At 66.1% G+C, this 12,489-nt stretch carries 8 protein-coding genes; 5 read left to right on the top strand and 3 right to left on the bottom strand.

Annotated features, from left to right (window positions below; all coding sequences use genetic code 11):
- Positions 1–73 precede the first annotated feature (73 nt).
- From UNPA324_RS18960 to UNPA324_RS18940, 5 genes are all read left to right on the top strand, one after another.
- Positions 74–1,417, top strand: coding sequence for a methyl-accepting chemotaxis protein (locus UNPA324_RS18960; RefSeq protein ID WP_128918982.1), 1,344 nt, complete (start codon positions 74–76; stop codon positions 1,415–1,417).
- A 221-nt stretch (positions 1,418–1,638) separates the two neighbouring features.
- Positions 1,639–3,216, top strand: a complete 1,578-nt coding sequence (locus UNPA324_RS18955; protein ID WP_128918983.1) for a Do family serine endopeptidase — start codon at positions 1,639–1,641, stop codon at positions 3,214–3,216.
- 274 nt (positions 3,217–3,490) lie between these two features.
- On the top strand, positions 3,491–4,171 hold the full coding sequence (locus UNPA324_RS18950) for a response regulator transcription factor (RefSeq protein ID WP_039185038.1): 681 nt from the start codon (positions 3,491–3,493) through the stop codon (positions 4,169–4,171).
- Positions 4,155–5,615 (top strand): sensor histidine kinase, encoded by a 1,461-nt coding sequence (locus tag UNPA324_RS18945; RefSeq protein ID WP_141935377.1) that lies wholly within the window; start codon positions 4,155–4,157, stop codon positions 5,613–5,615. The genes UNPA324_RS18950 and UNPA324_RS18945 overlap by 17 nt, the downstream gene beginning before the upstream one ends.
- Positions 5,612–8,596 (top strand): bifunctional [glutamine synthetase] adenylyltransferase/[glutamine synthetase]-adenylyl-L-tyrosine phosphorylase, encoded by a 2,985-nt coding sequence (locus UNPA324_RS18940; protein ID WP_141935375.1) that lies wholly within the window; start codon positions 5,612–5,614, stop codon positions 8,594–8,596. Before UNPA324_RS18945 ends, UNPA324_RS18940 begins: the two co-directional genes overlap by 4 nt.
- Here the strand turns inward: UNPA324_RS18940 and UNPA324_RS18935 are convergent.
- Genes UNPA324_RS18935 through fdhF form a run of 3 tightly spaced genes read right to left on the bottom strand, consistent with a single transcriptional unit; the run spans position 8,556 to position 12,481 of the window.
- Entirely contained in the window at positions 8,556–8,786 is a 231-nt protein-coding gene (locus UNPA324_RS18935) for a formate dehydrogenase subunit delta (RefSeq protein WP_181769441.1), read from the bottom strand. The genes UNPA324_RS18940 and UNPA324_RS18935 overlap by 41 nt on opposite strands.
- Positions 8,776–9,603 (bottom strand): formate dehydrogenase accessory sulfurtransferase FdhD, encoded by an 828-nt coding sequence (gene fdhD, locus UNPA324_RS18930; protein WP_141935370.1) that lies wholly within the window; start codon positions 9,601–9,603, stop codon positions 8,776–8,778. Before fdhD ends, UNPA324_RS18935 begins: the two co-directional genes overlap by 11 nt.
- A 4-nt stretch (positions 9,604–9,607) precedes the next feature.
- Entirely contained in the window at positions 9,608–12,481 is a 2,874-nt protein-coding gene (gene fdhF / locus UNPA324_RS18925) for a formate dehydrogenase subunit alpha (RefSeq protein ID WP_141935368.1), read from the bottom strand.
- Between the last annotated feature and the right edge of the window lie 8 nt (positions 12,482–12,489).

The following is a 12,489-nucleotide window of genomic DNA, read 5'->3' as shown; positions in this document are numbered from 1 at the left end:
GCGTGCTTCATGCTATATTGACCTTTGTCTGGAAGCTTGTCGCGAGTTTCGATTCCAGACTCTGAGTCCCCCGATGTTCGCGAACAGCAATCTGACGATCCGCTTCCTGGTCGGCGCCGTGGTCGCTGCATTATTGTTTCTGCTGGGTATCGGCGGAGGCACCGGCTTCATTGCGGTGCTCTATCTCAACAACGAGATCACCAGCCTGTCCTCGGACTTCGCCGCGCTGAGCGGCCCCGCGCGCGATCACGCCATGCAGACCTATCAGCAGGCGCAGGCCGCGTTCTCCTACTTCCTGGCCGCCTGCGGCGTGATCGCCGTCGTCGCCGCCGCGATCTGCCTCACCACCTGGTTCGCCGTCCGCAACGGCATCATCAATCCCCTGGCGGCGATCGTCCATGCGATGCGCGAGGTCGCCGATCAGAAGTTCGAGACATCGGTCCCAGGACTCGGCCGCAGCAACGAGATCGGCCTGCTCGCCGGCGCGCTGGAGGTCTTCAAGACCAACGGCCTCGAGCGGCGCCACCTCACCGAACGGCAGCTCCACGAAGCGCAGCACCAGGCCGAGCGATCGAAATTCCTGGACGACCGGATCAAGCGCTTCAACGACCTCGTCGCCAGCGTCGTCGACAGCGTGGCGTCATCAGCCGTGCATCTGAAGAGCAACGCCGAGACGTTGTCACGGACGGCCAACGACACCAGCACCAAGGCCAATGCGGTCGCGAGCGCCGCGAGCCTGGCGAGCGGCAGCGTGCAGACGGTGGCAGGTTCTGCCGGGGAGATGACGAATTCGATCGGCACGATCAGCCGCCGCGTCACGGACGCGACCCAGCGCGCCGAAGGCGCGGCGTCCCAGGCGGAGAAGAGCCGTGACACCATCCACACGCTATCGGACGCCGCCGACAAGATCGGCGAGGTCGTCCAGCTCGTGCAGGCGATCGCCTCGCAGACCAATCTGCTGGCGCTGAATGCCACCATCGAGGCGGCACGGGCAGGGGAGGCCGGCAAGGGGTTCGCGGTGGTCGCCTCCGAGGTGAAGAATCTGGCGCATCAGACCAGCAAGGCGACAGAGGAGATCACCTCCCACGTCGCCAGCATTCAGGGCATCACCGCACAGACGCGCGACGCGATCGACGGCATCTCCAAGACGCTGTCGGAGATCTCGTCCATCATGTCCGGCATCGAGGTCGACACCTCCCAGCAGCGTAACGCGACGCAGGAGATCACGCGCAGCGCCCAGGACGCCGCGCGCGGCACCCTCGACGTCTCCAACCACATCGCCCAGATCACCTCGACGTCCGCGGAGACCGGCCGCATGGCGGCCGAGGCGCGGGATTCGGCGGTCGATCTGTCGCAGCAGGCCGAGACCTTGAAGCGCGAAGTCGACGAGTTCATCGTCAGCGTCAGAGCGAGCTAGAGCGCACAAAAAGCCTCTCCCGCGCCGTCACGGGAACTCGGTTAAGTTCCTGGGGAATCACAATTTTCAGCCTGCGCTAAACTGCCGCATCGGCCTCGTCCTTTCATTACGAAAGTTTAACCCCGCCGCCAGCGCACGGTAAGGCGGGAGTCCCCATCTTCAGGTCCGTAAGGTGCCGCTCTCAGGCATCACATGGATTTCAAGGCCCTGGAGATCTCTGCATGACCGACCGTCCCGACCTCTCGAACCTTCCGTCCTACCGGCAGCCCCGCTCGGTCTTCTCTGCGCGCAAATTCGCGCTGATGGCCTCGGTCGTCGCCGGCCTTGGCGCGGCCGTCTATGGCTTTGGCCCGTCGACCTCGCCGGCCGACCTGTTCTCGAGCCCGGCGCATGCGCAGGTCAACAACGAGGTCCGAAAGGTCGAACGTCCCATCGGCTTCGCCGACATCGTCGAGCGCGTGAAGCCGTCGGTGATCTCGGTGAAGGTCAACATCAAGGAAAAGACCGCGAGCAACGATGACGGCGACGATTCCTCCTCGCCGTTCCAGCCGGGCTCGCCGATGGAGCGCTTCTTCCGCCGCTTCGGTGGTCCGGATGGTTTCCCCCCGGGCATGAAGGGCGGCCGCGGCCGCGTCGTGCAGGGCCAGGGCTCCGGCTTCTTCATCTCGCCTGACGGCTTTGCCGTGACCAACAACCACGTCGTCGACGGCGCCGACAAGGTCGAGGTCACCACCGACGACGGCAAGACCTACACCGCCAAGGTGATCGGCACCGACCAGCGCACCGACCTTGCCTTGATCAAGGTCGAGGGCAGCTCGAACTTCCCGTTCGCCAAGCTCGCCGACGCCAAGCCGCGGATCGGCGACTGGGTGCTCGCGGTCGGCAATCCCTTCGGTCTCGGCGGCACCGTGACCGCGGGCATCGTTTCGGCGAGCGGCCGCGACATCGGCAACGGTCCCTATGACGATTTCATCCAGATCGACGCGCCCGTGAACAAGGGCAATTCCGGCGGCCCGGCCTTCGACACCAACGGCGAGGTGATGGGCGTCAACACCGCGATCTACTCGCCTTCCGGCGGCAGCGTCGGCATCGCGTTCTCGATTCCGGCGAGCACCGTGAAGAGCGTGGTCGCCCAGCTCAAGGACAAGGGTTCGGTCAGCCGCGGCTGGATCGGCGTGCAGATTCAGCCCGTCACGTCCGACATCGCCGACAGCCTCGGCATGAAGAAGGCCGAAGGCGCGCTGGTGGCGGAGCCGCAGGCCAATGGTCCGGCCGCGAAGGCCGGCATCGAATCCGGCGACGTGATCACGTCGGTCAACGGCGAGTCCGTCAAGGACGCCCGCGAGCTTGCCCGCACCATCGGCGGCATGGCGCCCGGCGCGACCGTGAAGCTCAACGTGCTGCACAAGGGCCAGGATAAGGTCGTCAACCTCACCCTCGGCCAGCTGCCGAACACGGTCGAGGCCAAGGCCGACAACGACAATGACAGCGGCAAGGGTGCGACCAAGGGCACTGACGTGCCCAAGCTCGGCATGACCGTTGCGCCCGCCAATTCCGTGGCCGGTGCCGGCAAGGAAGGCGTCGTGGTCACCGAAGTCGATCCGAAGAGCGCCGCGGCCGAACGCGGCTTCAAGGAAGGCGACGTGATTCTCGAAGTCGGCGGCAAGAGCGTCGCCACCGCAGGCGAGGTCCGCGATGCCATCAACACGGCGCGGACCGAGAACAAGAACAGCGTCCTGATGCGCGTGAAGAGCGGCGGCCAGTCGCGCTTCGTCGCGGTGCCCCTCGCCAAGGGATAAGCCTTTAGGAGGCTTTTGAGATGAAGGGCGTCGCCGGCATCAGTCGCCCCAGCCGCCGGCGCCCTTCGGGGAGGCAGCGTTACAATAGCTTCCCCTTGCTACCTTCCGGTGGAAAAATGCCCCCCTCCGTCGGAAGGCCTAGGGCGGTGGAGTCCCCCCAGCTTCACCGCCCGCCTTTTTCTCCATGCCAGCGTCTCCCACTCGGCTTGCATGCGATTGCCGCTCGCGCCATGTTTAGAGAAGGTTGACCTCCTTGACCGCCGCCGAACGCACGATGCGCCTCCTCATTATCGAAGACGACCGCGAATCCGCCGACTACCTCGTGAAGGCGTTTCGCGAAGTCGGACACATTGCCGATCACGCCGCCGATGGCGAGGAGGGCCTCGCCATGGCCGAGAACGGCGATTACGACGTGCTGGTGGTCGACCGCATGCTGCCCAAGCGCGACGGTCTGTCGCTGATCGGCGCGCTGCGCGACAAGGGCAACACCGCACCGGTTCTGATTCTCTCCGCGCTCGGACAGGTCGACGACCGCATCAAGGGCCTGCGCGCCGGCGGCGACGACTATCTGCCAAAGCCCTATTCCTTCGCCGAGCTGCTGGCCCGGGTCGAGGTGCTGTCGCGCCGCCGCGGCGGGCCCGCCGAGGACACGCTCTACCGCGTCGGCGATCTCGAGCTCGACCGGCTCTCGCACCGCGTCGCCCGCGGCAAGGACGAGCTGACGCTGCAGCCGCGCGAATTCCGCCTGCTCGAATATCTGATGAAGCATGCCGGCCAGGTGGTGACGCGCACCATGCTCTTGGAGAACGTCTGGGACTATCATTTCGATCCGCAGACCAACGTGATCGACGTGCACATTTCGCGATTGCGCTCCAAGATCGACAAGGGATTCGAGCGGCCGCTGCTGCACACGATCCGCGGCGCCGGGTACATGATCCGTGACGGCATTCGGTAAACTCGTCCGCACCACGGCATTCCGGCTCACGCTGGTCTATCTGCTGCTGTTCGCGATGTTCGCGGCCTCGCTGCTGGCCTATTTCGCCTGGAATACGCGGCGGCTGATCACCGAGGAGATCACGCAGACGGTCAACGCCGAGACCTCGGAGATCAGCGAGATCTACGGCCGCCGCGGCCTGCGCGGCCTCGTGCTGGCGATCGAGTATCGGGCGCTGCGGCCGGGGGCCAACCTCTATCTCGTGACCACGCCGACCGGGCAGGCGATCGCCGGCAATGTCGGCTCGCTGGCGCCCGGCGTGATGGCGACGCGCGGCTGGTCGGAGACCGCCTACCGGCGCCTCGAGGACGCCGACGACCGCGACCATCGTGCGCTGGTGCGCGTCACCGAACTCGAGAACGGCTTCCGTCTGCTGATCGGCCGCGACCTCGCCGAGCGACGGCGGCTGTTCGGCATCGTCGCCAAGGCCGCGCAATGGTCGGTCCTGATCGTCGTGGTGCTCGGGCTCGGCGGCGGCGTCTTCGTCGCGCGCCGCGTGCTGAGGCGCATCGACGCCATGACGGGGACCACGCAGCGCATCATGACCGGCGATCTCAGCGAGCGCCTGCCGGTCGGGCGCAGCGGCGACGAGCTCGATCGCCTCGCCGAGAACCTCAATGCCATGCTGGAGCGGATCGAGGCGCTGATGGTGGGGCTGAAGGAGGTCTCCGACAACATCGCCCATGATCTGAAGACACCGCTGACGCGCTTGCGCAACCGTGCCGAGGAGGCGCTGGCAAGATCGGGCTGCGAGGCCGATTACCGGGCGGCGCTGGAGCGGACCATCGAGGAATCCGACGGTCTGATCCGCACCTTCAACGCGCTGCTGATGATCGCGCGCGCCGAGTCCGGACAGGCGCGCGGCAACATGGATGATTTCGACGCGGCCGAGGTCGCCAACGGTATCCACGAGCTCTATGAGCCGCTCGCCGAGGACGATGGCATGACCTTGAAGGTCAAGGCCGATCCGACCCCGATTCACGCCAACCGCGAATTGGTCAGCCAGGCGCTCGCCAATCTGGTCGAGAATGCGATCAAATACGGCAAGCCGGTCGCGCAGGCGGGCGGAACCGTGGTCAGCATGGACGCGCGGCAGATCATGATCGAGGCGAGGCGCGACGGCGACAAGGTGCTGCTCAGCGTCACCGATCGCGGTCCCGGCATCCCCGAGGCCGATCGCGCGCATGCGGTCGAACGATTCGTGCGCCTGGAAGCAAGCCGCACGCTGCCGGGCTCTGGCCTCGGTCTCAGTCTTGCCTCGGCGGTTGCGACATTGCATGGCGGCGAGTTGAGGTTGGGCGACGCTCAGCCCGGCCTTGTCGCCACGCTGGTGCTGCCCGCGCGCGTCGGTGCCGGCGACAGGGTTGCTCCGCCAATACCGGATGTGCCACAGAAGGTGGCATGAACCACTCCGCGCCGGGAAACGCGGACAAGCATGGTGAGAGGCTGGCCGCACGCTTCGCGGAAGCCCCCCATATTGCCGCTTCCACAACCGACGAACGACATTTCGAAAGCTGGCTGAGCGAGCTCGAGCCGGCCCAATCGGCCCGTCTCGAAGCGCTGCTGGCTCATCCCTTTGCCCGGGACATCCTGGCCGGTATCGCGGAATTCTCGCCCTATCTGTTCGATCTGGTGCGCGCCGACGCGGTGCGGCTGATCCGGCTGCTCGAATGCGACCCGGATGCGCATCTGGCGGCCCTGATCGCGGAGGCGAGGGGTGCGGTGCTCGCGGCGGCGGACGAGGCCGAGGTGATGCGGCTGCTTCGCCGCATGAAAGCGGAGACCGCGCTGCTGACCGCCCTGTGCGACATCGGTGGCGTCTGGCCGGTGATGCGGGTGACGGCGGCGCTGACCGATGTCGCAGTGTCCTCGGTGCAGGCGGCGCTCCAATACCTGCTGCGGCAGGAAGCCGCACGTGGCAAGATCTCGCCGCCCAATCCCGAGGCGCCCGAAGAGGGGTGCGGGCTGATCGTGCTCGCCATGGGCAAGATGGGGGCGGGCGAGCTGAACTATTCCAGCGACATCGATCTCATCGTGTTCTTCGATCCCGACGCGACGACGCTGGCGGCGGACATCGAGCCGCAGCCGTTCTTCGTCCGCGTCACGCAAGGGATGGCGCGCATCCTGCAGCAGCGCACCTATGAAGGTTACGTCTTCCGCGTCGATCTGCGCCTGCGGCCCGATCCGTCCTCGACGCAGGTGGCGATCTCCAGGGACGCCGCGCTGAACTATTACGAGCGGGAAGGGCGCACCTGGGAGCGCGCGGCGATGATCAAGGCCCGTGCCTGCGCCGGCGATCTTAAAGCGGGCGAGGCATTGCTCGCCGAGATCGCGCCCTTCGTCTGGCGCAAGCATCTCGACTTCGCAGCGCTCGCCGACGTCCACGACATGAAGCGGCAGATGCAGACCTATCGCGGCCAGAGCGAGGTCGCGGTGGAGGGGCATAATGTCAAGGTCGGCCGCGGCGGCATCCGCGAGATCGAGTTCTTCGCGCAGACCCAGCAATTGATCGCCGGCGGCCGCCATCCGGAATTGCGGGTGCGGCCGACGCTCAAAGCGCTCGACATTCTCGCCTCCAGCAACTGGATCACCCTTGCTGCGCGCGACGAGCTGACCATTGCATACGAATTCCTGCGCCGGGTCGAGCATCGCCTCCAGATGATCGCCGACGAGCAGACCCACGCGCTGCCCGAAGACAAGGACGCGGTCGAGCGTTTTGCGCGCTTCTTCGGCTATCCGGGTCGTGAAGCTTTTGCGAGCGACCTGCTGCGACAGCTCAAGATCGTGCAGGGGCACTACGAAAAACTGTTCGAGGGCGACGATCCGACCGGCACGGCCAAGCTGCCGGCGCTCGATTACAGTGCCGGTCCTGACGATCCGCGGCTGCTCCAGCACCTCGCGACGCTCGGCTTCAAGAAGCCTGCAGCATTGGCGCAGACGGTGCGCGATTGGGTCACCGGCGACTATCGCGTGTTCCGCAACGAGGCGACGCGGAATGCCTTCGTCGAATTCGTGCCGGCCCTGATCGACGGTCTTGCCCATGCCGAGGAGCCGGATCGCGCCGTCGTGGCATTCGATCAGTTCCTGGGGGCGCTCCAGCGCGGCGGCCGGCTGTTCACGCTGCTCGGCCAGAACCGCGAGCTCGTCGCGCTGGTGGCGCTGGTGCTGGGCGCCGCGCCCCGCCTCGGCGAAATGCTGGTGCGGCAGCCGCAGCTGATGGATGGCCTGATCGATCCGCGCTTCTTTGGCGCCATGCCGGACCGGCAGGAATTGTCGGGACGGTTGGCTGCGACCGTGCAGGACGCCGGCTCATACGAAGAGTTCCTCGATCGCCTGCGCCTGTTCGGGCAGGAGAGCCTGTTCCTGATCGGCACGCGGATCCTCTCCGGCACCGTCTCGGCGCAGCAGGCGAGCACGGCCTTTGCCGATGTCGCCGAAGGCATCGTCCACACCGTGCACGGCCTCGTTGCCGATCGCTTCGCCGCCCAGCACGGCCGGATCAAGGGCCAGGAGACCGCGATCATCGCGATGGGCCGGCTCGGCAGCCGCGAGATGACGGCCTCGTCCGATCTCGACCTGATCCTGCTCTACGATTTCGACAGCGACAATCCGGACTCAGATGGACCGAAATCGCTTCAGGGCGCGCATTATTTTGCCCGCCTGACCCAGCGCCTGATCAGCGCGTTCACGACGCGCACCAATTATGGCGTGCTGTACGAGATCGACATGCGGCTGCGTCCCTCGGGGCGCGCCGGCCCCGTGGCCTCGAGCCTCGTCTCGTTCGCGGATTACCAGGCCAACGAGGCCTGGACCTGGGAGCACATGGCCCTGACGCGTGCCCGCGTGGTGTCGGCTTCGCCCGAATTCCGGGAACGCATCGAGCGCGTCATCCGCGACGTCCTGACCCGCCGCCGCGATCCCGTCAGCACGGCCGACGACGTTGCCGACATGCGGCGCGCGATCGCCCAGGAGAAGGGCGAGGCCGATTGCTGGGATCTCAAACATGCCGCGGGCGGCATGGTCGACATCGACTTCATCGCGCAATATCTCCAACTGGTGCATGCGCACGACCAGCCGGAGATCCTGGACGTCAGCACCATGCAGGTGCTGGAAAACGCCTGCAGGCTCGGCGTGCTGCCGCAATCGGAGACCGAGATCTTGCGTGCCGCCGCGCGACTCTATCACGATTTGACTCAGATCCTGCGGCTGTGCGTCAGCGACCGCTTCAAGCCCGAAACCGCCGGCAACGATCTGCAGCGCGTGATGGCGCGCGCCGGCGACGCGCCGGACTTCTCCTCGCTGGAGGCGCGCGTGAAGGAGACGCAGAGCGAGGTGCGGCGGGTGTTCAGGGCGCTGCTGGAAGGGGCGTCGCCTTCAGCGAGGTAAGCGCCTCACGGACGTCAGGCTCCAGGCCCGCGCCGCCGGCGTCGAGATGAGCGAAGATCGCGCGCTTCATCCTGGGATCCCAGAATTTCTTGATGTGCTCGGCAATCCCCGGCACGGCCTTGCCGTGGCCCTGGCTCTCGAAGAACTTGCCGATCTGGTTGGCCATGTAGATCAGGCGGTCAGGCGACATCGGCAACCTCCGTGGCATGGCGGGCGACAACCCGGTCACCATGCGAAAACACTTCGAATCCGTCCTGGCGGGCAATGGCAATCAGCGTGATGCCGGCAGCTTCCGCGGTGCGCACTGCTAGCGCGGTGGGCGCGGACACCGCGACCATCACCGGCGCGCCGATCGCGGCGGCCTTCTGCACAATCTCGACCGAAACGCGGCTCGTGAGCAGCACCATGCCGCCGCGCGGCTCGGTGCGGCTGCGCGCCAGGGCTCCCGCGAGCTTGTCGAGCGCGTTGTGGCGGCCGACGTCCTCGCGCAGCGCGACGATGTTGCCGGCAGGGGACCAGAACGCGGCGGCGTGAACGGCGCGGGTCTGCAGATTGATCGATTGCAGCGGTGCGATCGCCTGCATCGCCGCCATGATTTCTTCCGGCGTGAAGGTCTGCCCCTGCGGCACGACCGCGGCGGGTCGCACTGCCTCGGCGATGGACTCGATGCCGCAGATGCCGCAGCCAGTGGGGCCGGCGACATGGCGACGGCGCTCGCTGATGCGGGCGGCATCGTCCGGCGCCAGCCACATCCTGAGCTCGATGCCGTCGTCGAGGCGAACGATGTCGAGCGACTTGATGTCGTCGACCGACTTGATGATGCCTTCGTCCAGGCTGAAGCCGACCGCAAAATCTTCCAGGTTCTGCGGCGTTCCCATCATGACGGCGTAGGTGCCGCCATTATAGGTCAGCGCCAGCGGCGTCTCCTCCGGTATGAAACGCGTTCCTTCGGACGCCAGACCGTTGCGCCAGATTCCGCGATCGATCGCCTGAACCGCGACGTGCATGCCGTTACTCCGCGGCTTCAGCCGGCGCGATGCGGCGGGATTGCCGCGCCTGCGCGTCATAGGCCTTCTGCCAGTCCGACGGGCCGTTCGAGGGCGAGACCTGCACCGCCGTGACCTTGTATTCGGGACAATTGGTCGCCCAGTCCGAATAGTCGGTCGTGATGACGTTGGCCTGCGTGTCCGGATGGTGGAAGGTGGTGTAGACGACGCCGAGGGCGACGCGATCGGTGATCTCCGCGCGCAGCGTGGTCTCGCCGGCGCGGCTCTTCAGCCGCACCCAGTCGCCGTCGCGCACGCCGCGCTGCTCGGCATCGTGCGGATGGATCTCGAGGCGATCCTCGGCATGCCAGACCACGTTCTCGGTGCGCCTTGTCTGCGCGCCAACATTGTACTGGCTGAGGATGCGGCCGGTCGTGAGCAGCAGCGGATAGCGCGGCCCGGTGCGCTCGTCGGTCGCGACATATTCGGTCACGACGAACTTGCCCTTGCCGCGGACGAAGCCGTCGATATGCATCACCGGCGTGCCTTCGGGCGCCTTCTCGTTGCAGGGCCACTGCACCGAGCCGAGCTCATCCAGCTTGGCGTAGGAGACGCCGGCAAAGGTCGGGGTCAGCGCCGCGATCTCGTCCATGATCTCGGATGGGTGGCTGTAGTTCATCTCGAAGCCCATCGCCTTGGCGAGGCCGATGGTGACCTCCCAGTCGGCCATGCCGTTCTTCGGCGTCATCACCTTGCGCACGCGCTGGATGCGGCGCTCGGCGTTGGTGAAGGTGCCGTCTTTCTCGAGAAAGCTCGAGCCGGGCAGGAAGACGTGGGCGTAGTTGGCGGTCTCGTTGAGGAAGAGGTCGTGAACAATGACGCATTCCATCGCCGACAGCGCCGCCACGACGTGGCTGGTGTTGGGGTCGGACTGGAGGATGTCCTCGCCCTGCACGTAGATCCCCATGAAGGTGCCCTCGACCGCGGCGTCGAACATGTTGGGAATGCGCAGGCCCGGCTCGGGATTGAGCTTGACGTTCCACAGCGCCTCGAACTGGTCGCGCACGGCATCGCCGGAGATGTGACGGTAACCGGGCAGCTCGTGCGGGAACGAGCCCATGTCGCAGGAGCCCTGCACGTTGTTCTGTCCGCGCAGCGGGTTCACGCCGACGCCGGGGCGGCCGATATTGCCCGTGGCCATCGCGAGGTTGGCGATCGCGATCACGGTGGTCGAGCCCTGGCTATGCTCGGTGACGCCGAGGCCGTAATAGATCGCGCCATTGCCGCCGGTGGCGTAGGTGCGGGCTGCCTCACGCAGCACCTTGGGATCGACGCCGGTGAGAATAGCGGTGGCTTCCGGGCTGTTCTTGGGCTGCGCGACGAAGGCCGCCCATTCCTCGAACTCGCTCCAGTCGCAGCGCTCGCGCACGAAGGCTTCGTTGACGAGGCCTTCGGTGACGATGACATGTGCCAGCGCGGTCATGACCGCAACGTTGGTGCCGGGCATCAGGGGCAGGTGCAGCGCCTTCACATGCGGCGATTCCACCATCTCGGTGCGGCGCGGATCGATCACGATCAGCTTGGCGCCCTGGCGCAGCCGCTTCTTTAAGCGAGAAGCGAACACCGGGTGAGCGGAAGCGGGGTTGGCGCCGATGATCACGACGACGTCGGTGTCCTCGACCGAGTCGAAATCCTGCGTGCCTGCGGAGGTGCCGAAGGTGGTGGCAAGGCCGTAGCCGGTCGGCGAGTGGCAGACGCGGGCGCAGGTGTCGACATTGTTGTTGCCGAAGCCGGCGCGGATCAGCTTCTGCACCAGATAGGTCTCTTCGTTGGTGCAGCGGGATGAGGTGATACCGCCGATGGCGTCGCGGCCGTACTTTTTCTGGATGCCGCGCATCCTGGCGGCGGCGAAGGAGAACGCTTCGTCCCACGACACTTCGCGCCAGGGATCCTCGATCCGCTCGCGGATCATGGGTTTAAGGATGCGCTCCTTGTGGTTGGTGTAACCCCAGGCGAAGCGGCCCTTGACGCAGGAATGACCGCGATTGGCCTTGCCGTCCTTGTACGGCACCATGCGCACCACTTCCTCGCCGCGCATCTCGGCCTTGAAGGCGCAGCCGACGCCGCAATATGCGCAGGTGGTGACGACCGAGTGCTCGGGCTGGCCGATCTCGATCACGGACTTTTCGGTCAGCGTCGCGGTCGGGCAGGCCTGTACGCAGGCGCCGCAGGAGACGCATTCGGAGCCCAGAAAACTCTCGCTCATGCCGGGCGAGACCCGGCTGTCGAAGCCGCGACCCGAGATGGTCAGCGCGAAGGTGCCTTGCACCTCCTCGCAGGCGCGGACGCAGCGCGAGCAGACGATGCACTTGGACGGATCGTAGGTGAAGTACGGGTTGGACTCGTCCTTCGGCATCCAATTGTCATTGCTGCAGCCGTCAGTCTTGGCGAAGACATGGTTCTCGCCCTCATAGCCGTAGCGCACGTCGCGCAGGCCCACGGCGCCAGCCATATCCTGCAATTCGCAATCGCCATTGGCGCCGCAGGTGAGGCAGTCGAGCGGGTGGTCGGAGATGTAGAGCTCCATCACGCCCTTGCGCAGCTTCTTGAGCCGCTCGGTCTGGGTGTGCACGACGAGGCCCGTCATGACCGGCGTGGTGCAGGAGGCCGGCGTTCCGGCGCGGCCTTCGATCTCGACGAGGCAGAGCCGGCACGAGCCGAACGCGTCGACCATGTCGGTCGCGCAGAGTTTCGGGATCTGATGACCTGCATCCATCGCGGCGCGCATGATCGAGGTGCCCTCGGGCACCGTGACCTCATGGCCGTCGATGGTCAGCGTGACCATCGTTGTCGATTTGGAAACCGGCGTGCCGTAGTCGATTTCTTCGATCAGAGACATCGTTGCTC

This window comes from Bradyrhizobium sp. UNPA324 (assembly GCF_006658635.1).
Lineage (GTDB): Bacteria > Pseudomonadota > Alphaproteobacteria > Rhizobiales > Xanthobacteraceae > Bradyrhizobium > Bradyrhizobium nanningense.
This window is presented reverse-complemented; position numbering and strand designations above follow the sequence as displayed.

Bases quoted from the DNA above. Each gene is read 5' to 3' on its own strand.
- UNPA324_RS18960 (WP_128918982.1), top strand. From the start codon at position 74: ATGTTCGCGAACAGCAATCTGACGATCCGCTTCCTGGTCGGCGCCGTG.
- UNPA324_RS18955 (WP_128918983.1), top strand. From the start codon at position 1,639: ATGACCGACCGTCCCGACCTCTCGAACCTTCCGTCCTACCGGCAGCCC.
- UNPA324_RS18950 (WP_039185038.1), top strand. From the start codon at position 3,491: ATGCGCCTCCTCATTATCGAAGACGACCGCGAATCCGCCGACTACCTC.
- UNPA324_RS18940 (WP_141935375.1), top strand. From the start codon at position 5,612: ATGAACCACTCCGCGCCGGGAAACGCGGACAAGCATGGTGAGAGGCTG.
- UNPA324_RS18935 (WP_181769441.1), bottom strand. From the start codon at position 8,786: ATGTCGCCTGACCGCCTGATCTACATGGCCAACCAGATCGGCAAGTTC.
- fdhD (WP_141935370.1), bottom strand. From the start codon at position 9,603: ATGCACGTCGCGGTTCAGGCGATCGATCGCGGAATCTGGCGCAACGGT.
- fdhF (WP_141935368.1), bottom strand. From the start codon at position 12,481: ATGTCTCTGATCGAAGAAATCGACTACGGCACGCCGGTTTCCAAATCG.